18 protein-coding genes and 1 pseudogene are annotated in these 22,690 nt (G+C 69.7%); 13 read left to right on the top strand and 6 right to left on the bottom strand.

The genetic code is table 11. The annotated features are described in order from the left end of the window. Positions 1 to 2: 2 nt before the first annotated feature. From MMF94_RS29645 to MMF94_RS29630, 4 genes are all read left to right on the top strand, one after another. Positions 3 to 2,147 (top strand): acetate--CoA ligase family protein, encoded by a 2,145-nt coding sequence (locus MMF94_RS29645; RefSeq protein ID WP_241040540.1) that lies wholly within the window; start codon positions 3 to 5, stop codon positions 2,145 to 2,147. Between the two features lie 307 nt (positions 2,148 to 2,454). Further along, positions 2,455 to 3,861, top strand: a complete 1,407-nt coding sequence (locus MMF94_RS29640; RefSeq protein WP_241040539.1) for an Nramp family divalent metal transporter — start codon at positions 2,455 to 2,457, stop codon at positions 3,859 to 3,861. A 1-nt stretch (position 3,862) separates the two neighbouring features. Next, positions 3,863 to 4,465 carry a hypothetical protein gene (locus MMF94_RS29635; protein WP_241040538.1) on the top strand — a complete coding sequence of 201 codons (603 nt, stop codon included), beginning with the start codon at positions 3,863 to 3,865 and terminating at the stop codon, positions 4,463 to 4,465. Between the two features lie 87 nt (positions 4,466 to 4,552). Further along, a complete protein-coding gene (locus MMF94_RS29630) occupies positions 4,553 to 5,587 on the top strand; it encodes a TerC family protein (protein WP_241040537.1) in 1,035 nt (344 codons plus the stop codon). Positions 5,588 to 5,672: 85 nt separating this feature from the next. Here MMF94_RS29630 and MMF94_RS29625 read toward each other — a convergent pair whose 3' ends face one another. From MMF94_RS29625 to MMF94_RS29615, 3 genes are all read right to left on the bottom strand, one after another. Beyond that, entirely contained in the window at positions 5,673 to 6,212 is a 540-nt protein-coding gene (locus MMF94_RS29625; protein ID WP_241040536.1) for a beta-class carbonic anhydrase, read from the bottom strand. 179 nt (positions 6,213 to 6,391) lie between these two features. Next, on the bottom strand, positions 6,392 to 7,783 hold the full coding sequence (locus MMF94_RS29620; protein ID WP_241040535.1) for an OFA family MFS transporter: 1,392 nt from the start codon (positions 7,781 to 7,783) through the stop codon (positions 6,392 to 6,394). 648 nt (positions 7,784 to 8,431) lie between these two features. Further along, positions 8,432 to 8,725, bottom strand: a complete 294-nt coding sequence (locus MMF94_RS29615) for a hypothetical protein (protein WP_241040534.1) — start codon at positions 8,723 to 8,725, stop codon at positions 8,432 to 8,434. Positions 8,726 to 9,150: 425 nt separating this feature from the next. Between MMF94_RS29615 and MMF94_RS29610 the strand changes: the two genes are divergently transcribed. Then, positions 9,151 to 9,522 (top strand): RuvC family protein, encoded by a 372-nt coding sequence (locus MMF94_RS29610; protein ID WP_241040533.1) that lies wholly within the window; start codon positions 9,151 to 9,153, stop codon positions 9,520 to 9,522. Between the two features lie 1,232 nt (positions 9,523 to 10,754). Here MMF94_RS29610 and MMF94_RS29605 read toward each other — a convergent pair. Together MMF94_RS29605 and acs are read right to left on the bottom strand one after the other, a co-directional pair. Further along, positions 10,755 to 12,146, bottom strand: a complete 1,392-nt coding sequence (locus MMF94_RS29605; protein ID WP_241040532.1) for an OFA family MFS transporter — start codon at positions 12,144 to 12,146, stop codon at positions 10,755 to 10,757. A gap of 929 nt (positions 12,147 to 13,075) precedes the next feature. Continuing rightward, complete coding sequence (gene acs, locus MMF94_RS29600; RefSeq protein ID WP_241040531.1) at positions 13,076 to 15,058, bottom strand: acetate--CoA ligase; 1,983 nt, start codon at positions 15,056 to 15,058, stop codon at positions 13,076 to 13,078. A gap of 202 nt (positions 15,059 to 15,260) precedes the next feature. Here acs and MMF94_RS29595 point away from each other — a divergent pair, with 202 nt between their 5' ends. Next, on the top strand, positions 15,261 to 16,031 hold the full coding sequence (locus MMF94_RS29595; RefSeq protein WP_241040530.1) for a Fic family protein: 771 nt from the start codon (positions 15,261 to 15,263) through the stop codon (positions 16,029 to 16,031). 372 nt (positions 16,032 to 16,403) lie between these two features. Here MMF94_RS29595 and MMF94_RS29590 read toward each other — a convergent pair whose 3' ends face one another. Next, positions 16,404 to 17,234 (bottom strand): HAD family hydrolase, encoded by an 831-nt coding sequence (locus MMF94_RS29590; RefSeq protein WP_241040529.1) that lies wholly within the window; start codon positions 17,232 to 17,234, stop codon positions 16,404 to 16,406. Between the two features lie 398 nt (positions 17,235 to 17,632). Here MMF94_RS29590 and ssd point away from each other — a divergent pair, with 398 nt between their 5' ends. From ssd to MMF94_RS29555, 7 genes and pseudogenes are all read left to right on the top strand, one after another. Next, positions 17,633 to 18,745, top strand: a complete 1,113-nt coding sequence (ssd, locus tag MMF94_RS29585) for a septum site-determining protein Ssd (RefSeq protein WP_241040528.1) — start codon at positions 17,633 to 17,635, stop codon at positions 18,743 to 18,745. Positions 18,746 to 18,974: 229 nt separating this feature from the next. Further along, on the top strand, positions 18,975 to 20,120 hold the full coding sequence (locus tag MMF94_RS29580) for a TadA family conjugal transfer-associated ATPase (protein WP_241040554.1): 1,146 nt from the start codon (positions 18,975 to 18,977) through the stop codon (positions 20,118 to 20,120). Next, positions 20,114 to 20,917 carry a type II secretion system F family protein gene (locus MMF94_RS29575; protein ID WP_241040527.1) on the top strand — a complete coding sequence of 268 codons (804 nt, stop codon included), beginning with the start codon at positions 20,114 to 20,116 and terminating at the stop codon, positions 20,915 to 20,917. Before MMF94_RS29580 ends, MMF94_RS29575 begins: the two co-directional genes overlap by 7 nt. Further along, positions 20,914 to 21,672: a type II secretion system F family protein gene (locus MMF94_RS29570; protein ID WP_241040526.1), complete on the top strand. Its 759-nt coding sequence runs from the start codon at positions 20,914 to 20,916 to the stop codon at positions 21,670 to 21,672. Before MMF94_RS29575 ends, MMF94_RS29570 begins: the two co-directional genes overlap by 4 nt. Before the next feature lie 32 nt (positions 21,673 to 21,704). Next, positions 21,705 to 21,917, top strand: coding sequence for a DUF4244 domain-containing protein (locus tag MMF94_RS29565; protein WP_241040525.1), 213 nt, complete (start codon positions 21,705 to 21,707; stop codon positions 21,915 to 21,917). Beyond that, positions 21,917 to 22,354 carry a TadE family type IV pilus minor pilin gene (locus MMF94_RS29560; RefSeq protein ID WP_241040524.1) on the top strand — a complete coding sequence of 146 codons (438 nt, stop codon included), beginning with the start codon at positions 21,917 to 21,919 and terminating at the stop codon, positions 22,352 to 22,354. Before MMF94_RS29565 ends, MMF94_RS29560 begins: the two co-directional genes overlap by 1 nt. Continuing rightward, positions 22,351 to 22,644 (top strand): annotated as a pseudogene (locus MMF94_RS29555) (Rv3654c family TadE-like protein); the annotation flags it as partial. The gene MMF94_RS29560 and the pseudogene MMF94_RS29555, both read left to right, overlap by 4 nt. Positions 22,645 to 22,690: the final 46 nt, after the last annotated feature.

The raw sequence follows: 22,690 nt of genomic DNA, 5'->3' as shown, positions 1-22,690 counted from the left end.
ATATGGCCAACGAGAGCGTGGCCTACGACAAAGACGCGGTACGCGAGGTCCTGGACAAGGCCCGCGCGGAGGGCCGTGAGTCGCTGACCGCCCCCGAGGGTCGCCGTGTGTGCGAGGCCTACGGGATCCCGACCCCCGGTGAGGGTCTCGCCGGCACGGCCGACGAGGCGGTGCGGCTGGCCGGAGAGCTCGGCGGCCCGGTCGCGATGAAGATCGTCTCCCCGGACATCCTGCACAAGACCGAGGCAGGCGGCGTCAAGATCGGCATCTCGGGCGACGACGCGGTGCGCGGCGCCTTCGACGAGATCATCGCCAACGCCAAGGCCTACAACGCCGAAGCCAGCATCGACGGCATCCAGGTCCAGCAGATGCTGAGCGGCGGCCAGGAAGTGATCATCGGGGCCACCACGGACCCCACCTTCGGCAAGGTGATCATCTTCGGTCTCGGCGGTGTGCTCGTCGAGGTGCTCAAGGACGTCACGTTCCGGCTCGCGCCGGTCGACCACGCCACCGCGATCTCGATGCTGGACGGCATCAAGGCCGCCGAGATCCTCCGCGGTGTCCGCGGTGGTGAGGCGGTGGACGCCGACGCGCTCGCCGACGTGATCACGCGGCTGTCCGACCTCGTCACCGACTTCCCGCAGATCAGCGAGTTCGACCTGAACCCGGTGTTCGCGCGCCCCGACGGCGCGTCCGCCGCCGACGTGCGGATCCTGCTGGACAACACCGATCACGCCGAGCCGGTGCGCTACAGCCAGGAGGAGATCCTGGCCACGATGAGCCGGATGATGCGCCCGAAGGCGGTCGCGGTCATCGGTGCGTCGGCCGAGAACGGCAAGATCGGCAACTCCGTGATGAAGAACCTCATCAACGGGGGCTACGCAGGCGAGATCTACCCCATCAACCCCAAGGCCGACGAGATCCTGGGGCGCAAGGCCTACAAGAACATCGGCGACGTGCCTGGTGACGTCGACGTGGCCGTGTTCACGGTGCCGGCGAAGTTCGTGCCGCAGGCGCTGCGCGAGGTCGGCGAGAAGAACATTCCTGCCGCCGTGCTGATCCCCTCCGGCTTCGCCGAGACGGGCAACCACGAGCTCCAGGACGAGATCGTCAAGATCGCCCGTGAGGGCGGCGTGCGGCTGCTCGGACCGAACATCTACGGCTACTACTACACGCCGCAGGACCTCTGTGCGACGTTCTGCACGCCCTACGACGTCAAGGGCGGTGTCGCCCTCACCTCGCAGTCCGGCGGCATCGGCATGGCGATCCTCGGGTTCAGCCGCACCAGCAAGATGGGTGTCTCGGCGATCGTCGGCCTCGGCAACAAGTCCGACCTGGACGAGGACGACCTGCTCACCTACTTCGAGCAGGACCCCGACACCAACATCGTCGCGATGCACCTCGAGGACCTGAAGGACGGCCGGTCCTTCGTCGAGGCGGCGCAGCGGATCACCAAGAAGAAGCCGGTGGTCGTGCTGAAGGCCGGACGTACGGCGCTGGGTGCCAAGGCAGCCAGCTCGCACACCGGTGCCCTCGCCGGCGACGACAAGGTCTACGACGACATCCTCAAGCAGTCGGGTGTGGTCCGGGCCTACTCGCTCAACGACATGCTGGAGTTCGCCCGGGGCATCCCGGTGCTGCCCACGCCGAAGGGCGAGAACGTCGTCATCATCACCGGTGCCGGCGGTTCGGGTGTGCTCCTCTCCGACGCGGTGGTCGAGAACGGCCTGTCGCTGATGGAGATGCCGAAGGACCTCGACGAGGCCTTCAAGGCGTTCATCCCGCCGTTCGGCGCGTCGGGCAACCCGATCGACATCACCGGTGGGGAGCCGCCCTCGACGTACGAGGCCACGATCCGGCTCGGTCTCGAGGACGACCGGATCCACGCCCTGATCCTCGGCTACTGGCACACGATCGTCACCCCGCCGATGGTCTTCGCCGAGCTCACCGCTCGTGTGGTGGCCGAGGCTCGGGCGAAGGGCATCGAGAAGCCGGTCGTGGCGTCCCTCGCGGGGGACGTCGAGGTCGAGGAAGCCAGCGACTACCTCTACCAGCACGGGGTCGTCGCATACCCCTACACCACTGAGAAGCCGGTCGCCGTTCTGGGAGCGAAGTACCGCTGGGCCAGGAGCGCCGGACTGATCTGAAAGGTCTTCGGGCCGGCCCTTCCGGGGGCCGGCTCGAACCGGTCACGGCCCCAGCGCCGGACCGGGTACGGGACGGTCGGCCCGGCCGGCGTCCCCTGGGGGATCTCGCCCACCCTCCAGGGACAGCCGGCCGGGCCGACCGTCGCCGCATCGTCACGACAAGGAGGCCATGGCGAGGGGCGATAGGCCGTACGAAGCACCAATCGGAAGGTCCACAAAAGTGACTACAGCAAAACAGCCCGCTAGAACCGGGTACGCAACTGACGCAACCGGCGAACGCGTCTGGCATGCGGGTGGCCTTGAGCCCATGCCCATCCGCAAGCTGCCGGAAGCTCCCCCATCAGTCCACATTCTCGGCCCGACGGTCTTCCTCGTCGCGCTCGGTGTGGGCATGGGCGAGTCCTACATGTGGCCTCGGCTCGTTCTCTTGTTCGGACCCGAGATCCGCTGGCTGTTCCTTATCGGCGTAACCATCCAGGCCATTGTACTGCTGGAAATGGCCCGGTACGCCATGGCAACCGGTGAGAGCATCTTCACAGGCGCTGCCCGGGTGTTCAAACCGATCATGTGGTTCTTCTTTACCATCGCAATACTCATCTACATCTGGCCGGGTCACCTTTCGGCCGGAGCGTCCGCATTCGAAGCCGTCACGGGCGTTCCCTGGCAGGTTGCCGCGATTGTCGGAATGCTCCTGGTCGGCACGGTGTTCACGCTGGCCAAGTTCATCTACAACCTGCTCGAGAGCGTGCTGTCGATCCTGATCGGCACGCTGGTGCTCGGCACCGCGATCATCGCCTCCCTCGTGGGTTCGTGGGGCGACCTGGCCAGCACGATCACCGGCATGTTCGCCTTCGGGTACCTGCCCGAGGAGGCCCTCACGGCCGCCTGGTTCCCGGTGGTGGTCGGTGCGATCGCGTTCGCCGGTCCGTCCGGCATGCAGCAGATGTGGTACACGCTGCACCTGCGCGACAAGGGCGCCGGCATGGGCGCGCACATCCCGAAGCTGCGTGGTCTTCGTCACTCCGGCGACGAGGAGATCATGCCGTCGCGCGGCTTCATGTTCGACACGGACGACGAAGATGAGATGCGCAAGTGGAAGGGCTGGCGCCGCTGGGTGACGTTCGATGCCCTCCTGCTGTTCTGGGGCATCACGATGCTCGTCACGATCTCGTTCACCGTCATCGCGCAGGTGGCAGCCCGGCAGAGCCCGGATGTCGTCAACCTGCTCCGGGACGGCGAGCGGGAAGCAGCTCTCGCGGCGATGTCCTCGTCGATCGCCTCCGTCGGTGTGCCGGCGCTGGGTTCGGTGTTCATGGGCTTCATCGCCCTGATCGGCCTCAACGCCACCCTGGGCCTGTTCGACTCGTTCTCCCGTGGACAGTCGGACATGACCTACCACTTCGTGCCGGGCGCGAAGCGGTTCCGGATGGCGCACCTCTACGCAGGCTTCCTCTGGGGCGTGATCCTCTTCGGGATCGTCATCCTCCTCTGGGGCCCGGCCGACGGTCCGGCGGCGATCCTGGACGTCCTGGCGTTCCTCTCCGCGTTCGCCATGGGCGCCTACTGCGTCGTGCTGCTGCTGGTGAACAACAGGTTGTTGCCCAAGCCGATCCGCCCGAAACTGTGGACCAACCTGGTGATCGGGTTCGGCGCGGTGTTCTACCTGGGTTCGCTGTTCTACAGCCTGATCCGCTTCGGCGCGGTGCTGGACTGACATGTCCAAATCCAGAGCGCTGCAGCTCGCCGAGCTCGGGGTACCGGGCGCGGCGGTCGGAGCCGCATCGGGTGCCGTGGTCGGCCTGCTTGCAGCGGCCGTCGGCCAGCCCATCGGGTGGGCCGTGGTCGGGGCACTGACCCTCAGTGTTCCGCTTGCACTGCTGGGAGCCGGCTACGGGGCGATCGCCGCCACCGGCTGGTTCAGGCCGGGGGTCTTCGCACCCGTGGCGATCTACTGGATGCTGGGCTTCCCCCTCTCGCGCCTCGTGCACGAGACGGTGACGCCCGCGCTGCTCGGCGGAAGTTTCACGCCGCCTAGCGACGTTCTGACGTTCCTGGTCTTCCAGGCTCTCGTCAGCATGGGTTACGCGATCGGGTTCATCTGGCTCCACGAGCGGATCGCGCCGCACTGGCTCATGCGCATCCAGGATCACAATCCCGCCGCCCAAGCCTTGTTCGCTGTCTACCTGAAGCAGGCAAGCGCGATGTGGGAGGCACGGGAGAGCAAGCGCGCCCGGCGCAGCAGCACCGGTCGCGATCGTCCGCGTGCTGCGGCGTCGTCGTCCGGCGTCGCACGGGCGAGGTCCCGACGGTCCTCGTGACCGCGGTGCCGCGGCGGGGCCGGGTCGATCCGGCCACGGTTCCGCCGCGGCACTTCGATCGTCGACCGCCGATTTCCGAGGAGAGAGATGAGTGTTCCGGTCTGGGCCTGGCTCGCGACGATAGGCGCGTTCGTGGCCATCATCGCTTTCGACTTCTATCTGGTTGCCCGCAATCCACGTGATCCGTCGATGCGGGAGTCGACGATCTGGGTCTGTTCTTACGTCGCTCTCGCTGTCATCTTCGGGCTCGGTGTACTGGCCTTCACCGGGCCGCAGTACGGGGGTGAATTCTTCGCCGGCTGGATCACCGAGTACTCGCTTTCGGTGGACAACCTGTTCATCTTCGTCCTGATCATGAGCAGATTCGCCGTGCCCCGCGAGTACCGCCAGAAGGTGCTGCTCATCGGGATCGTTCTGGCTCTGCTCCTGCGCGGCATCTTCATTGCGCTCGGCGCCGAGGCCATCGCCCGTTTCGACTGGATGTTCTACCTCTTCGGCGCGTTCCTCATCTACACCGCGTGGAAGCTCATTCGGCACTCCGACGAGGACGAGGAGTTCCAGGAGAACCGGGTGCTGCGCGCCGTTCGCCGGGTCGTTCCGTCGACCACCGAGTACCAGGGTGCTTCGCTCACCACCAAGGTCGACGGGCGCCGGCTCGTCACGCCGATGCTCATCGTGATGGTCGCGATCGGCACCACCGACCTGCTCTTCGCGGTCGACTCCATCCCGGCGATCTTCGGGCTCACCCAGGAGCCGTACCTGGTGTTCACCGCCAACGCGTTCGCGCTGATGGGCCTGCGGCAGCTGTTCTTCCTCATCGGTGGCCTGCTCGACCGGCTGGTGTACCTGAGCAAGGGCCTCGCGATCATCCTGGCCTTCATCGGCTTCAAGCTGATCTTCGAGGCGATGCACCACCACGGTGTCTCCTGGGCCCCCGAGGTGCCGATCTGGGCGTCGCTGCTGGTCATCGTCGGCACGCTGGCGATCACCACCATCGCGAGCCTCGCGAAGTCCCGCAAGGACTCCGCCGCGGAGAAGGCGGCCACCGACCCCACCACCGCCAAGGACGGCGACAACCCGGCCGAGGAGGTGCCGGAGCCCACCAGCAAGTCCGCCGGCTGACCCCACAGACGTCCGCTCCCACTGCCCGCCCCGCAACCCGGGGCGGGCAGTTCGGCGTTCGGGGGCGGTCGCTGCGTGCGTCATGTCAGGCCGAGTCCCTGACGCCGGCCAGGCCTGCGGGCTCGTCGCCACCGACCTCGGTGAGGGCGAAGCTCTCGATGTCGAGCACGAAACCGCGGACGACCGTCTCCGGCAGCAGGAACGGGTCGCGGCGCAGGCGGTCCACGCCCCGCTGCACGTCCACCGCGGGATCCGCGAAGGCATACGTCCGCCACAGCGGTCGCATCCCCACCTCCGCCGCGAGCTCCTCCGAGAAGTCGTCGTCGCTGAACGTGGCCATCCCGCACCGGCTGTGGGCCACCACCAGCACCTCGCGTGTTCCCAGCTTCCGCTGGCTGACCACGACCGAGCGCACCACGTCGTCGGTCACCACCCCGCCCGCGTTCCGCAGCGTGTGCACCTCACCCAACCCCAGGCCGAACAGGGCCTGAACGTCGATCCGGGTGTCCATGCACGTCACCACGACAGTGCGCAGCGCAGGCACGGCCGCGGCACCCCGAGCGTTCGACGCAGCGAGCCGGGCGCCGCCTGCCTCGTGCCGCCGCAGCAGCTCCTCGCTGCTCATAGCGATACCCGGGGCACGGGGAGCACCCCGTGGCAGGCCTTGTACCTCGAGCGATTCACCAGCGATCTCCATCTCGTCTCACACGGACCCGCAGGCCCGGTAGGTCACCGACCGGGCCGAGCGAGCCACCGGCAGCACCCGGCAGCTCGCCCGACCCGTTCCATCGGCACAGGGTCGGGTCAGGCCCGGCCCCCATCGGCCACCGCGTGGGGAGCGGACGAACCGAGGGCGGAGTTGGACGCCGCGCGCTTACGTTCGCCGCGCCCGGGCTGGCGGAGGAACAGCGAGATCACTGCGGAGAGGAACGCGATGGCACCGGCGATCGTGTACGCCCCGTTGTAGCCCCATGTCGAGACGACCCAGGACGCCACACCGAGCCCGAAGAGCCCGCTGACCAGCTTGGAGCTGTAGACGAGCCCGTAGTTGGTCGCGTTGTTGTTCTCGCCGAAGTAGTCGGGGGTGAGCGCAGCGAACATCGGGAAGAACGCGCCGCCACCGATGCCGGCGAGGAAGGCGAAGAAGATGAAGAGGAACTCGTTGTGCGTGTCCCCGCCCCACAGCAGGCCGAACTGCGCGACTCCCTCGACCACCAGCACGATGATGAGCGCTTCCTTGCGCCCGATCTGGTCGGAGAGCCACCCGATGAACGCCCGGCCGAAGCCGTTCACGATCGAGAGCACACCCGCGGAGGACGCGGCGATGAACGGTCCGAAGCCCACTTCCTTCGCGAAGTCGACCTGGTAACCGATCCCGAACAGCGACACACCACCGATGATCGCCAGCGCGAACCACATCAGCGGCAACTGACCGGTCTTGATCGCCTCCATCGGGCCGTACTGCCGGACTGCGGGCGGGTTCTTGGCCAGGCTACGGGCCGACTTGGGGCTCGCCGCCCACTCGAGCGGGTCGACGTCGTGGGGCCACCAGTTCTTGGGCGGGTCCTTGAACAGGAAGCCGCTCACACCGACGACCACCAGCATGTACACCGCGATGATGGTGAGCACCGGCGTGAAGGTGCTCTCGTCGAACAGATAGCTGAACACGAAGATGAAGGGCACGGCGCCGTAGGCGAAGGCACCGTTGACAAACCCCGTCTTGCCGCCCCGCTTCTCGGGGAACCACTTCCCCACCATGTTGATCGAGGTCGCGTACACGAGGCCGGCGCCGGTGCCGCCGATGACCGAGTAGAAGAGGAAGTTCAATACGAGGTTGCCCGTGAGGCCGAGCACGATGAACGCCAGGAACACCATGACGGCACCGGAGAGCATGGCGGTCCGGGCCGAGACGATGCCCTTCTCCCGGAGCCGTCCGGCGGGGAACGCGACCCCCGCCTGGAACACCGTCCAGATACTGACCAGCCAGAAGGCCTGCCCGAGCGACCAACCGTGCACGTCCTCGAGGGTGCTCTCCGCGGCGCCGTAGCCGTACTCGAAGACGCTGACCCCGAACATGGACGCCCACGGCAACCACATCATCCACTTGCGCGAGCGCCCAAGTATTTGTTCCGCCGGTATCCCGACGCGGTAGACGCGCCCGTTGGAGTCGGTTATTTCACGATCCGCGACAGTCACGTCGTCTCCTTTGACGAGAAGGGAGGATGGACCCGACCACTTGTCGTGTCTTCCATCAATTGGTCGGCTGGTAAAGCACCCGAATTCGGGCACCACCGACCGAGCAGACAGGACGGCTGGACCGCGCTGCCGCTCCCTTGGTGCTGGTTGTAGGCTCCCGGCGGCCCCGTCATGCCGGAAGCGTCTTGCTAGCAAATACGCTGGTAGACCGGCTGGCAGGGCGAGGCGTCAGGGAACCGGCAGAGCCACCGCCCGTGGTCGACGGGCGGCGTCGAACGTCCGCAGGACGAACTCGGGGACCAACTGAGGCATGTGACGCATCTCCTCCTGTCGCCGCTGCGAGACCGGTTTACATACTGCATACGATATGGGTCCTTGTCTAGATTTTGGTGTCGCCGAATGGCTCAACGGCGCAGTTTTTACCCAACATCATGTTGAACTTGACAATCCCTTTATCATGGCTAATTGTCCGAATTATGAGCTGTTCGACCGCTTCATCCCGCAGCACTGCGACAGATACCGGACAGAACGGTCCCGAGCACGCGGAAGGGCGGTGGACGCCGGGACCGAACCAGCGCGCGCAACGGCTACCGCCCCGCGACTTGCGCCGCCGGGACGGCGCCTCGATGTCGCCATTCCCGAGCTTCGTCAGGTCAGCTTCGTCTCCGACCGGCTCCTGGAGCGCCGCCGCCCCTCCGGAAGCCGGGCCGTGACGGAATCGAGCCGCCCACCCAACCCGGCGATGTGCTCCGGTGCCTTCGCCTCGAGGCCACGCACCTTGTCGAACGCCTCGACCTGCGCGTCCAGCCGCTTGTCGGCGGCACCGGCCGTGCGGATGATCCGGTGGTCGTAACCACCCGTTCGGCGTGCCGACCCGCGGATGGAGGCGCTGGTCGACCCGCTCGGGATCAGGAGGTTGCCGTGCTCGCAGGCCTCGACCATGGTCGCCGAGCCCGACGCCCGGTCGCGGGCTTCCGCAGCCGTCCGCTCGACCCGGCCCCCCTCATGTGGTCGCCGCCGACGCGCTCGCACCGAAGGGTGGCCGGGGTCAACGTGCGCGCCCGCCCGTCGCCGAAGTGAACGGCGACGGGCACCGGGAGATCCTGGACGCGCAGGTCACCTCGGCCGAGGACGCTCCGGCTGGCTGGGGCTCATCCGTGACTTGACCACACGCGACCTGGGATGAGCGCCCGGAGAGGTCGACCGGCAGGAGACGCCACCCGGCGACGGTCCCAGGTGCGCCTCTGCCACGACGTCGCCTGCCTGGCCGACCTGGGTTGGACATCCGCCATCGCGGCCGGATCACGATCGCGGTCGAGCGCTCCGCGGAGCTGCTGGTTGATCACCTGTAGACCCGCGGGCATCCGGTGTCACCGCGGATCGCCGCCCGCGCCGTGGAGCGGGGTGTCGGTACTGCCGGCCGAGATCATGCTGCATGTCGTCAGGGGCTACCCGGCGCCCCGACCGCCTCGCGGGTCAAGACCGCACACATCGCAGGATTCCCCGAACGCCACCACTACGCCGGGCGGGTCCCCGCGCAGGTCTTCGCCGAGCGGATGCGCGCCCGCCTGCCGTCCGTCTCGCCCGGCACCGTCGCCGACAAATCGTTCTCCGACCGATCGTTCACCCGGCTGCTGCACCTGCCCGACGCCCCGCTCGCCGACTACGACGACGCCATCACCGCCGCCCTTGCCGTCACTCGGACACACCGATCTTCGCCGGCGTTGGCCCCGTCCTGACCGGCGTGCTGCTCGCCGAGTCCGGGCTCGCTCCGGTCACCCGGGCCCCAGTGCGCTCACGCCACGTCTGGTTCGCTGCGCGAAGCCACGACGTGGTGGGCCCTCCAACTCGATCCACGCCACCGCCCGCGCGGCCGACACATCCCCTGGTCTGCACGCTTCTCTGAGCCGTCGGCACCTCACCGCCCGGCCCGTCGCCCGCCTGCAACCAAGATCGGTACAGCCAAGGTTGACAGCGCGAATCTGCGGGGCCCACTAACGCGGCGAACCTGATGGCCGCCACCCCCGGTCCAACCCGCCGTGAGTGCGGGCGTTGCCGCACGCGGCCCACGACCGGGCCGACGTCACCAGCGCGCTTACCCGATTCGATCGTGTGCTCGACGCCGTCGCGCAGAAACTGCCTGAGGTCGCCGCCCACCTCGACGCCGCCTGCCCGTGCCACACCAGCGAAGAGGCCGGCCAGCGCGAGGCTGGTCAACGGGCCGACCAGAGCGATGCGAATCTCGGCGGCGGCCCCGGGCCGGTTGCTGCTCCAACTCGGAGACCCGCCGAGTAGCCACAGCGTGCGCCGACCGGCTCGCCTTCGGTCCCGACCGGCGGCCGCACCGCCGTCGCGGGCATCTTCTCCGCCTGGTCGGCAGCCGTGCTGACCGAGCCACACAACGAGACGGCCGACGATCGGCGCTACCCCGGCCTCGACTTTCTCCGCCCGGGCCCGCATCAAGCCGACCCCCGCCACAGCCGGCGTCGCCGAGGAGGTCACCGCAACCGAGGCAATCCGAACGCTCAGCGCGGGACGAGCAGGAAGATCTTGACCCGAACCCAGCGGAGTGGCCTACCGGATCAGGAGAGACCGACGAAAACGCGGAGGTTGCCGTGCGGCAACCTCCGCGGAGCGGGCCGATCGAGCCGGAGAGAAGCAGGTGAGGCGGGCCCGCGGCAACGTCTTCGGCGCGCCGGGACCCAGCCAAGAGTCGGCGCTACAACGTCCGACAGGCCGGGACGGATGTGCCGATCGGCCAGCGGAATGGTCGGCGCGGGCCGGCCCGGTAGGTCTCACCACCAGGTGGTCGGGCACCGGCTGGTCGGTCCTCCGACCGTGCCGCCCTTCAGACCTCGGGGACGAGGCCAATGACCCGACGAGTCGAGTCGGCGAGCGTCGTTGCCCGGTGGATCACCGACCGGGCCGGGCGAGCCACCGGCAGCTCGCCCGGCCATCCATCGGCACCGGGTCAGGCCCGGCCCCCATCGGCCACCGCGCGGGGAGCGGACGAACCGAGGGCGGAGACGGACGCCGCGCGCTCTCGTCCGCCACGCCCGGGCTGCCGGAGGAACAGCGAGATCACCACAGAAATAAACGCGATGGCACCAGCGATCGTGTACGCCCCGTTGTAACCCCACGCCGAAACGACCCAGGACGCCACGCCGAGCCCGAACAGCCCGCTGACCAGCTTGGCACTGTAGATGAGACCGTAGTTGGTCGCATTGTTGTTCTCACCGAAGTAATCGGGGGTGAGCGAGGCGAACATCGGATAGAAAGCACCACCACCGAGGCCCGCCAAGAAGGCGAAGAAAATAAAGAGGAACTCGTTGTGCGTGTCCCCGCCCCACAGCAGGCCGAACTGCGCGACACCCTCGACCACCAACACGATGATGAGCGCCTCCTTGCGCCCGATCTGGTCGGAGAGCCACCCGACGAACCCCCGGCCGACACCATTGACGATCGAGAGCACACCCGCCGAGGACGCGGCGATGAACGGTCCGAAGCCCACTTCCTTCGCGAAGTCGACCTGATATCCGATCCCGAACAGCGACACACCACCGATGATCGCCAGCGCGAACCACATCAGCGGCAACTGACCGGTCTTGATCGCCTCCATCGGGCCGTACTGCCGGACTGCGGGCGGGTTCTTGGCCAGGCTACGAGTGGAATTCGAGTCCGTGGCCCACTCCAGCGGGTCGACGTCAGGGGGCCACCAGTTCTTGGGCGGGTCCTTGTACAAGAAGCCGCTCACACCGACCACCACCAGCATGTACACCGCGATGAGGGTCAGGACCAGCGTGAAGTCACTTTCGTTGAACATGTAGCTGAAGACGAAGATGAAGGGCACGGCGCCGTAGGCGAAGGCACCGTAGACGAACCCCGTCTTACCGCCCCGCTTCTCGGGGAACCACTTCCCCACCATGTTGATCGAAGTGGCGTACACGAGGCCGGCGCCGGTCCCACCGATCACCGAGTAGAACAGGAAGTTCAGCACGAGATTGCTGGTCAGGCCGAGCACGACGAACGCTGCGAACACCATGACGGCGCCGGTGAGCATGGCGGTCCGGGCCGAGACGATGCCCTTCTCGCGCAGCCGTCCGGCGGGGAACGCGACCCCCGCCTGGAACACCGTCCAGATACTGACCAGCCAGAAGGCCTGCCCGAGCGACCAACCGTGCACGTCCTCGAGGGTGCTCTCCGCGGCGCCGTAGCCGTACTCGAAGACGCTGACCCCGAACATGGACGCCCACGGCAACCACATCATCCACTTGCGCGAGCGCCCAAGTATTTGTTCCGCCGGCATCCCGACGCGGTAGACGCGCCCGTTGGAGTCGGTTATCTCACGATCCGCGACAGTCACGTCGTCTCCTTTGACGAGAAGGGAGGATGGACCCGACCACATGTCGTGTCTTCCCATCAATTTTGCTGGCTGACAAGCACCCGAATTCGGACGCAACCAACCGAGCAGGCGAAACGGCTAGCTCACGCTGCCGCTCCCTTGGTGCGGTTATTGGCCCCCGACGGCCCCGTCGCGCCGACCGCCTCCATTAACGAGGACGCTGGTAGATCGACTGACGGGCGTAGCGTCAGGGAACCGGCACAGTCACCGCCTGTCGTCGGCGGCATCAAACGTCCACAGGACTCTTCCGGGGCCAGCTGAGGCACAATGACCGCGCCTCCCCTCGTGTCGCCGCTGCGGGACTGGTTCACATACTGCATACGGTATGGCTGGTTGTCTAGATTTTATCGTCCACAGATGGGTCGACGTCACATTTTTTACCTGTCATCAGGCGGATCTCGGCGAACCCTTTACCGGACCAATTACCTGAACTGGCGACTATTCGATCTATTCGTCCCCGCAGGCGCACAACCGAATTTGGACGGAATTCCCCGAGCGGGGAAAGCGGTGTAGGCACACTCGCACGACAAACCGCGCAACAGCGGCCGGCGAACGGGCCACACGAAAGCCGCAGGAGGGCGGCAGGCCACCGGGCCGGAGAGAGGGACCCCGGAAAGCCGGCGGAGGCGGCCCGGCGCAACGTCAACGGGCGCGGAGCGGCCTACCGAAAGCCAAGCAGCAGCGTCCGCGGAGCCACCTGCGTGGCCAGCCGGACGCAATCCCGCTCACGGTTACGAGCGGTATCCCCGTCCGGGAAGCGGAGAAGAAGGTGCCACCCGTCCGGCTACGACGGTCGCAAACCACGCCACTGCGGAACAGGCGGACCAACCTGGATCAATACAGCGCGGACCGGCCCGGTGGGTGTCACCACCGGGCCGGTCACCGGCCGGTCAGTCCTCCGACTTGCCTCCCTTGAGGCCCTCGGAGATGAGGTCCATGACGGAGGAGTCGGCGAGCGTCGTGACGTCCCCGATCTCGCGGTTCTCCGCGACGTCGCGCAGGAGCCTGCGCATGATCTTGCCGGAGCGGGTCTTGGGCAACTCGTCAACGACCATGATCTGGCGCGGCTTCGCGATGGGCCCGATCTCTTTGGACACGTGGTCGCGCAGTGCCTTGATGGCGTCGGCGCCCTTCGCCTCGTCCTGCGCGACGTTGCCCCGCAGGATGACGAACGCGACGATCCCCTGCCCCGTGGTGGGGTCCGACGCACCCACGACCGCCGCCTCGGCCACGGTGGGGTGGCTGACCAGCGCCGACTCCACCTCTGTGGTGGAGATGCGGTGGCCAGACACGTTCATGACGTCATCCACCCGGCCCAGCAGCCAGAACGCGCCGTCGTCGTCGTACTTCGCCCCGTCACCGGCGAAGTAGTAGCCCTTGTCGGCGAACCGCGACCAGTACGTCTCGCGGTAACGCTCCTCGTCGCCCCAGATGCCCCGCAGCATCGACGGCCACGGCTCGTCGAGCACGAGGTAGCCACCGTTGCCGTGCTCCACCGGCGTGCCACCCTCGTCCACGATCGTGGCGGCGATACCCGGCAGTGGACGCATGGCCGACCCGGGCTTCGTGGCGGTGACACCGGGCAGCGGTGAGATCATGATCGCGCCGGTCTCGGTCTGCCACCACGTGTCGACGATCGGGCAGTTGTTGTGACCGATGTTCTCCCGGTACCACATCCAGGCCTCGGGGTTGATCGGCTCACCCACGCTGCCCAGCACGCGCAGCGAGGAGAGGTCGAACTTCTCCGGGATCTCCTTGCCCCACTTCATGAAGGTGCGGATCAGAGTGGGGGCGGTGTAGTAGATCGAGACCCCGTACTTCTGGATGATCTCCCAGTGCCGGCCCTCGTGCGGGGTGTTGGGCGTGCCCTCATACATCACCGACGTCGCCCGGTTCGCCAGCGGGCCGTAGACGATGTAGGTGTGCCCGGTGACCCAGCCGATATCGGCCGTGCACCAGTAGACGCTCTCCCCCGGCTTGTGGTCGAAGACCACGTTGTGGGTGTAGGCGGCCTGCGTCAGGTAGCCACCCGAGGTGTGCAGGATGCCCTTCGGCTTCCCGGTGGTGCCCGAGGTGTAGAGGATGTAGAGCGGGTGCTCGGCGTCGAAGGGCTGGGCCTCGTGCTCGTCCGACTGGCGGTCGACGATGTCGTGCCACCAGATGTCGCGGCCCTCGGTCCAGGGCACATCGGTCTCGGTGCGCTTGACCACCAGCACGTGCTCGACGGACGGCGTGTCCTTGACCGCCTCGTCGGTGTTCTCCTTCATCGGCGCGGGCTTGCCCCGCCGGAACTGCCCGTCCGAGGTGATCAGCAGCTTCGCCTGCGCGTCCTCGATCCGCGAGCGCAGCGCCCCCGGCGAGAACCCGCCGAAGACCACGCTGTGCGCCGCGCCCAGCCGCGCACAGGCCAGCATGGCGATCGCGGCCTCGGGGATCATCGGGAGCTGGATCGCCACCCGGTCCCCCTCCCCCACACCCAGCTCGGCCAGCGCGTTGGCGGCCTTGCAGACCTCGCTCTTGAGATCGGCGTAGGTGATGGTGCGGGTGTCGCCGGGCTCGCCCTCCCAGTGGAAGGCGACCTGTTCGCCGTGACCGTCCTCGACGTGCCGGTCGACGCAGTTGTAGGCGACGTTGAGCTTGCCCCCCACAAACCACTTCGCGAACGGCGCATCCCACTCCAGGACCCGGTCCCATTTCTGGTGCCAGTGCAACCGGTCGGCCTGCTCGGCCCAGAAAGCATCGCGGTCGGCCGCGCTCCGGTCGTACGACTCGGCCGTCGCATTGGCCTGGGCCGCGAACTCCTCGCTCGGAGGGAAGCTCCGACTCTCGGTGGACAGGTTACTCAACGTGGCTTGAGTCGATTCCTCGGCCATGAATGCCCTCCTGGTAGTGGGCGCCTCACGCCGGGCGGTCATTGCCCGGCTCCTCGTGCGTGACCACGACGCTAGCGGCCTCTCCGAGCCGCCGCATCGCCAGTCTGCCCAGGTTGATCCCGATCTCCCGCGCCGATCGACAGCCATGCGCGACGGCCCCCCGAGACATGGAACGGGCGCCCGGCGGTGGCACCATGCCGGGGTGCCCACGACCGCCGATCCGCTCGCGCCTCTGCTCGGTCTGCCCGGCGTCCAGGACGCCGTGACGAGGGCCCGCGACGCGCTGGTGGCGGTGCACAACCATCCGGTCAATCGGCGCGGATGGCCGGCAGGCGCGGCGGAGGCGAGCATGCGGGCCGCGCGGGCCTCGGCCGCCCTCGACGGCGCTCCGCTGGGGAGTGTCGATCTTCACGGTGGTGTACCCGGAGCGGAGCACACCGTGAGCCCGGTGCTCGCCGGGGCCGTTCGCGCCGCCGAGGAGTCGGGCCGGCTGCTGGCGGTCTGGCGTACCTCGCCGTTGCAGGCGCTGGCCCGCCTGCACGTGGTGGCAGCCGCCGATCTCGTTCCCGCCGAGCGCCACGACGCCGAGCTCGGCAGGCCGGTACGGGCCGAGGGGATCTCCGCCCGGCTCGGGCTGCTCGCCGACATGCTGACGGGCGGCACGTCCGCCCCCGGACCGGTGCTGGCCGCCGTGGTGCACGGCGAGTTGCTGGCCCTCGCCCCCTTCACCACCGCGAACGGTGTGGTTGCGCGCGCCGCGGCACGGCTCACGTCCGTGGCCGCGGGCCTCGATCCCAAGGGACTGGCCGTGCCCGAGGTCGGGCACCTGCGCCACGCCCCCGAGTACCGCACCGCGGCCGCCGCCTTCGCCGGCGGCACTCCCGAGGGCATCAGAACATGGCTGCTGCACTGTTGTGCGCAGTGGGAGGCCGGGGCGCGGGAGGGGATGTCGATCGCCGACGCCCGCGCCTGATCACGGTCCCGGCCCCCGGGCAAAGAGACGGGCGGCGCCCCTTGGAAGGAACACCGCCCGTCTACGCGCAAACATCGGGATCCAGGCGTGCACTACGTGTCGTGGTAGTGGCCTCGGCGTCCAGCGTCCCGGTACGCAGGCCCACGACGACATGCCTCCCGCGGCGTGCTGTGCGTGGAGTGCCCGACCTTTGCGCACGGAGCCCCAGTCAGGGGGAACGGGTGCTTCTCCACCGCACCGTCCCTGGCCGACCAGGAGTCCGTGCGCCCTTTGTAGTACGTGACGCGGAGCACAGCAAGAGTCACACGGCAGTGCACCGGTTCAGAACACCCAGGCTCCGGTGAAGGCCCCTCGCAGCGCCTCCGCGGCCGCTCATCCGCGGGTTCGCCGCCGATGCCCGTACCACGACACCCCGACCAGCGCCGCCGCTCCCAGCCCGGCCGCTGCCAGCGTCGTTCGCTTCTCCGGGGCTCGAAACCGCCGCAGCGCGACCGGATCGGCGAAGGTCAGGATCGGCCATCCCCGCTGCACGGCTTCGCGGCGCAGGGCCCTGTCCGGGTTGACCACTGTGGGGTGCCCGACGGCCTCCAGCAGCGGCAGGTCGGTGATCGAGTCGGAGTAGGCCCGGCAGTCGGCGAGCTGATAGCCCTGCTCGGCGGCGATGGCCCGCGCTGCCTCCGCCTTCTCCTCGCCGTAGCAGTAGTAGTCGATCACACCCGTGTAGCGGCCCTCCTGCACGCTCATCCGCGTGGCCAGGCACCGATCGGCCCCCACGAGAGCCGCAATGGGCTCCACGACCTCCATTCCCGACGCGGACAGCACCACGACCTCGTCACCGCCGGCCTTGTGCTCGGCGATGAGCTCCGCGGCTTCGGCGTAGACCAGCGGCTCGACGATGTCGTGCAGGGTCTCGGCGACGATCGCCCTGATCTGCGCGACCTCCCACCCGGTACACAGCGCGGTGATCCGCCGGCGCAGCAGGTCCATCGTGTCCGCGTCGGCCCCGGAGAGCACGAGCAGCAACTGTGCGTATCCGCTCCGCAGGGCGGCGCGCCTGCTGATCAAACCTCGCCGACGGAACGGACGGCTGAACGCGAGCGCGCTCGACCCGGCGATGATCGTCTTGTCGAGGTCGAAGAAGGCAGCGGCTCCCGAGGCCGCGGGTGGTGGCTTCGGGCGTAGCGTCGGCAACGGACCAGGCACGTCGAGCGAGCTTGCCAGAACCCCCGAACGGCGGCCGACCCCCGCGGCGCTGCCCGAACGCAGCACAGATGGTCCGTCCAGAGGCGCGCGTTGCAGCCCGTCAAGGGCTACAGTTGGTTGTGCTCGGACGTGTCCGGGCGCGGTTCAGCTCGACCCCCCGGAGCTGAACCACCGACGGCCCCCGCCAATCCCCCCTGGCGGGGGCCGTCCCGTGTCCAGGGGTCCCCGAATCACACTGCCCCTCAACACCGACAGAACCGGGCATTCGGGTGCCGATTCGATCCGGTTTATCCACATCGGTTACCGCCTGTCCACAGGACCATGATCCGCCCGCAACCGAGGCCGCGCGCACCGCACGCTGGTCAGGCCGCTCTTCCGAGCGGCAGGACGAGGGAGGCGTGGTGCAGCAGAGCGCAGGCGAACGGCGCGGGTTGGTGATGGTGTCAGACCCCGATTTGCTCGACACCATCCTGCGGTTGGCCGCAGCAGCAGGGTGTGACCTCCACCGCACCATCGACGCGGCGCAGGCCCGTCCCCATTGGCCGCGAGCGCCTCTCGTGCTCCTCGACGCGGCCGCGGCCCAGCAGTGCGCGCGGGCGGGGCTGCCTCGTCGGGGTGAAGTAATCGTCACTGTCCGTGGCGAACCGGCCCCTCCCGTGTGGCAACACGCGGTGGCGGTCGGCGCCGAACACGTCATCTCACTCCCCCAGGCGGAGTCGTGGCTCGTGGCGGCCCTCACAGAGGCTGCCGAGGGTCCCGGCCGTAACGGTGCGGTGCTCGCCGTCGTGGGCGGTCGCGGCGGCGCCGGCGCCTCGGTGCTCGCGGCAGCCGTCGCGGTCACGGCCGTACGCCACGGCTCACGCGTGCTGCTCGTCGATTGCGATCCGCTCGGCGGAGGCCTCGACCTGGTGCTCGGAGCGGAGGAGCTCGGCGGTCTGCGGTGGCCTGACATCGGGGTCGGCGGTGGGCGTGTGCCGGCCACCGCCTTGCACGCCGCCCTTCCTGCCCCCACCGTCGCCCGCCGCGGTGGCGGCGAGCTGGGCGTTCTCTCCTGCGACCGTTCCGCCCACGCTCCCTCGCCCGCCGCGGTCCGCTCGGTCGTCGAGGCCGGTCGGCGGGCCGGGGAGACGGTCGTCTGCGACCTCCCGCGCTACCCCACCGAGGCTGCGGTCGCCGCGCTGTCATCGGCCGACCTCACCGTCCTCGTCGTGCCTGCCGAGGTACGGTCCTGCGCCGCCGCGGCCAGGGTGGCCGCCGTACTCGCCGAGCACGGCGGCCCGGTGCGCCTGGTCGTCCGGGGTCCGGCTCCGGGAGGGGTCGCGGCCTCCGAGATCGCCCGCGCTCTCGGGCTTCCGCTGCTGGCCGCGATGCGACCCGAGGCGGGGCTCGCCCGGGCGCTGGAGCGCGGCGACGCACCGGGCAGGCCACGCGGCCCGCTCGCCGCCACCGCACACACGGTGCTCACCGAGCTTCACTCGCTCGCGGGGCCGGCGTCGGGGGTGCCGTCGTGAGACGAGCTTGCGAGCGAACCATCAGACACAGCAGCTTCGCGAACGCCGCCGACGAGCGACAGCGAGGAGGCGTCGTGAGCGAGCTTGCGAGCGAACCATCAGGCACCCCGGCTTCGCGAACGCCGCCGACGAGCGTCAGCGAGGGGGCGACGTGAGCGCGCCGGGCCGCGCAGGCCTGGCCGTCACGGCCCGCGCCACAGCCGATACCCGCCCGCGCCCCGCGTCTGCGCTGGTCGACCGCGTGCGATCGCGGCTGGCCGCGGCCGGCGGAGAGATCACCGAGGCGGCGGTGGCCGCGGCCGTGCGGGCGGAGTCCGGCGGGGTCGCCTCCGACCTCGACGTACTCGCGGCGCTGCGCGTACTGCGCCAGGAGTTCGTCGGCGCCGGCCCTCTCGACGAGCTGCTGCGCGACCCACGCACCACCGACGTCCTCGTGTGCGGGCCTACGGCTGTGTGGGTCGATCGCGGATCGGGACTCGAGGCCACCGACGTCCGCTTCCCCGACGAGGCCGCCGTCCGCCGGCTCGCCCAGCGGCTCGCCATCGCCGCGGGCCGCAGGCTCGACGACGCCAGCCCTTACGTCGACGGCTGGGTCGCCGACGTCGGTGTGCGGCTGCACGCGGTGCTGCCGCCCGTCGCCGCCGACGGCACCTGCCTGTCCCTGCGAGTCCTGCGTCCCGCCGCGCACGACCTGCCGGCGCTGCGCTCGCTCGGCACCGTCGACGCCACCGGCGAGGCCCTGCTGCGGGCGGTGCTCGCCGCCCGGCTCGCGTTCCTCGTCTCAGGAGGCACCGGCACGGGCAAGACGACGATCCTCGCCGCGATGCTCAGCACGGTCCACCCGCGGGAGCGAATCGTCTGCGTCGAGGATGCGGAGGAGCTTCGCCCCAGGCACCCGCACGTCGTACGCCTCGTCGCCCGGCCGGCCAACATCGAGGGAGCCGGCGGCATCGTGCTGCGCGACCTCGTGCGCCAGGCACTGCGGATGCGGCCCGACCGGCTCGTCGTCGGCGAGGTCAGGGGCGCCGAGGTCTGCGACCTCCTGGCCGCGCTCAACACGGGCCACGACGGCGGTGCCGGCACCGTCCACGCCAACTCGGCAGGCGAGGTGCCGGCGCGGATGGAGGCGTTGGCGGCCACCGGCGGCCTGCCCCGCGATGCCCTGCACAGCCAGCTCGCCGCCGCTGTGCAGGTGGTACTCCACATGCGCAGGCTCGGCTCCGGCGTCCGGGTGCTGGATGTCGTCGGCGTGCTCACCCGCACCTCCGAGGGAGTTGCAGTCGCAGAAGCGTGGAGCCGTACTCGCGGCTGGTCCAGCGGACGCGAAGCCCTCGGGCGGCTGTTCGCCGACCGCGGGGTGCGAGCGCCGTGGTGAACGCACTGGCGTGTGCCGCTCTCGCGGCAGCGATCGGATGCCTGCCTCCAGCTGCCGGGTCCACGAGGTTCGCCGTGCTCTGGCCGGTCAAGGCGATCCACGGCCGCCGAATCGCGTGGGCCGCGGCACCGGCTGTGCTCGGCGGGCTCGCGGGGCTGCTGCTCGCCGGTCCAGGTGGAGCACTAGCGGGCGCGCTCGTGGCGTTCACGGTCCGCCGACGGCAGGCCCGGCATCGAGCAGCCGGCGACGCGGCGGCCGCGGCGGCTCAGCTCGCCGACGCGGTCTCCCGCATCACCGACGAGCTGCGCGCGGGCAGCCACCCGGCCGCCGCGCTCGCCGGAGTGCGGGCAGACGGTCCTCTGGCCCGCGAGATCCTGGATCCTGCGGCCGCCGCCGCACGTCTCGGCGACAACGTGGCCGCCGCCCTGCGCCGAGGCGCGGCCGGAAGGCCGGGGATCGGGCCCGACGTCGAGCGGATCGCCGTGGCCTGGTCGCTCGCGGAACGGCACGGTATCCCGCTCGCCGAACTGCTCGGGAGTGCCCACCACGACATCCGCTGGAGAGTGCGCTTCGGGGCCACCGTGCGGGCCCAGCTCGCCGGGCCACGGGCCACCGCCCTCGTACTCACCGCGTTGCCGCTGCTCGGACTCGCGCTCGGCCAGCTCGTCGGCGCCGACCCGGTCGCGGTACTGCGCGGCGGCGTGCTCGGCCAGATGCTGCTGGTCATCGGCGTCACCCTGGTGGCGGCGGGCTCAGCGTGGTCGGAGCACATCCTGCGCTCGGCGGTGCCGTCATGAGTCCGTCGATCAGCCCGGTGCCGGGCACCACCGCCGCCGCACTCGCGGTGCTGGCCGCCGCGCTGCTCGTCGCCGCGGGGCCCAGCAGCTCGGGCAGGCTGCGGGCGCTGCAGGCCGATCCGCCGCCACCGGTCGATGCCGTGGCGCAGCCGCCACTGCGGGGTTCCTGGCTGGCCGTCGGGGCGGCCGCCGCCGGTCTGCTCGGATGGGCGGTCGCCGGTGCCACCGCGGGCGCGGTCCTGGGGATCGCCGCCGGGACGGCGGGCGCGGTGTTCGCGCGCCGTGCTGCCGCTCGCGCCGGCCCGGGCACCGAGCCGGACGGCGACATCGCCGGGGGCTGGGAACTGCTCGCGGTCTGCTTGGAGGCGGGGTTGCCCGTCTCGGTCGCGGTGTCGGCGGCAGCCGAGCCACTCGGCGGTTCCACCGGCGTCCAGCTGCGGCGGGTCTCCGGCCTCCTCGAGCTCGGAGCTGATCCGGTCGATGCCTGGCTCGCGGCCGAGGACGTGCCCGCGCTCGCGACGTTCGCCCGCGCAGCGGGCCGGTCGGCCGCCACCGGCGCAGCCCTCGCGCAGGTGGCGAGAGCCGAAGGCGGGCGGCTCCGGGCCGACCTGCTCGACTCCGCGCAGGCACGGGCGGAGCGCGCCGGGGTGCTCATCACCGGCCCGCTCGGACTCTGCTTCCTGCCGGCGTTCCTGGTCCTCGGTATCGCCCCGGTCGTCATCGGCCTGGCGGGCGAGGCACTCGCGCAGTGGTGACCACCGCGCATGTCCACCACGAAGGAGATCTGATGTCCCTGCTCACCATCCCCACACCAGTGAACACATCCACCCGCCTGCGGGCGCTCCGCCACGACGACGCGGGCATGAGCACGGTGGAGTACGCGATCGGGACCATTGCCGCCGCCGCGTTCGCCGCCGTCCTCTACGCGGTGGTCAGCGGCGAGTCGATCGTCACGGCCCTCACCGAGCTCGTCGAACGCGCGTTGTCGGTGACGTTCTGATGATCGCCCGCACACCGGTGGCGCGCGCGGGGCAGCGTTCGCCGGGCCGGCGCGAGCTCCGGTGTGCGGGCGACCGGCGATCACCGTGGCAGCGGCGGGGGCGGGCGGACGCCGGCGCCGTCACCGTGGAAGCGGCTCTCGCCCTGTGCAGCCTCGCGGTGTTCCTCGTGGTCGCGGTCGCCTCGGTCGTCGCGGTGGCGGCGGCGATCCGCTGCATCGACGCCGCCCGCGAGATGGCCCGGCTCGCCGCCCGTGGCGAGGCCGACCGCGGTCGCACTGTGGCCGCCGAGCTCGCGCCCACCGGTGCTCGCCTGGAGCTGGTGCATCGGGACGACCTCGTCATCGCGGAGGTCTCCCACGATCTGCTGCGGCCGCTCCCCCTTCGGGTCGGCGGTCGCGCCGTCGCCGCCCTCGAACCCGGGGCCATCGGGTCATGACGCCACGCCGGGCACGTCCCACCCACGACGAGGGGATCGCCACCGTATGGGCCGCCGCGGGCGCTGCCGTGATCATGGCTGCGCTCCTGCTCGGTCTTCACCTCGGCGCCGCTGTTGCTGCCCGCCACCGGGCCGAAGCGGCAGCCGACCTGGCAGCGCTCGCCGTAGCCGGGCAGGCCGTCCACGGCGCGGTCACCGCCTGTCAGCGGGCCGAGGTGATCGCACAGGAGATGGGCGGCGAGGTCATCCGATGTTTGCTGTCGGGATGGGACGCTCTGGTCGAGGTCCACGTCCCGGTGCCGCTCGCGCTTTCCGGCGCCGTGGCCGTCGGTCGGG

It is taken from the genome of Pseudonocardia alaniniphila, assembly GCF_022524485.1.
Lineage (GTDB): Bacteria > Actinomycetota > Actinomycetes > Mycobacteriales > Pseudonocardiaceae > Pseudonocardia > Pseudonocardia alaniniphila.
The sequence above is the reverse complement of the archived record's forward strand: the minus strand, read 5'-3'. Positions and strand labels throughout refer to the sequence as shown.

Bases quoted from the DNA above. Each gene is read 5' to 3' on its own strand.
- MMF94_RS29645 (WP_241040540.1), top strand. From the start codon at position 3: ATGGCCAACGAGAGCGTGGCCTACGACAAAGACGCGGTACGCGAGGTC.
- MMF94_RS29640 (WP_241040539.1), top strand. From the start codon at position 2,455: ATGCCCATCCGCAAGCTGCCGGAAGCTCCCCCATCAGTCCACATTCTC.
- MMF94_RS29635 (WP_241040538.1), top strand. From the start codon at position 3,863: ATGTCCAAATCCAGAGCGCTGCAGCTCGCCGAGCTCGGGGTACCGGGC.
- MMF94_RS29630 (WP_241040537.1), top strand. From the start codon at position 4,553: ATGAGTGTTCCGGTCTGGGCCTGGCTCGCGACGATAGGCGCGTTCGTG.
- MMF94_RS29625 (WP_241040536.1), bottom strand. From the start codon at position 6,212: ATGAGCAGCGAGGAGCTGCTGCGGCGGCACGAGGCAGGCGGCGCCCGG.
- MMF94_RS29615 (WP_241040534.1), bottom strand. From the start codon at position 8,725: ATGGTCGAGGCCTGCGAGCACGGCAACCTCCTGATCCCGAGCGGGTCG.
- acs (WP_241040531.1), bottom strand. From the start codon at position 15,058: ATGGCCGAGGAATCGACTCAAGCCACGTTGAGTAACCTGTCCACCGAG.
- MMF94_RS29570 (WP_241040526.1), top strand. From the start codon at position 20,914: ATGAGTCCGTCGATCAGCCCGGTGCCGGGCACCACCGCCGCCGCACTC.
- MMF94_RS29565 (WP_241040525.1), top strand. From the start codon at position 21,705: ATGTCCCTGCTCACCATCCCCACACCAGTGAACACATCCACCCGCCTG.
- MMF94_RS29560 (WP_241040524.1), top strand. From the start codon at position 21,917: ATGATCGCCCGCACACCGGTGGCGCGCGCGGGGCAGCGTTCGCCGGGC.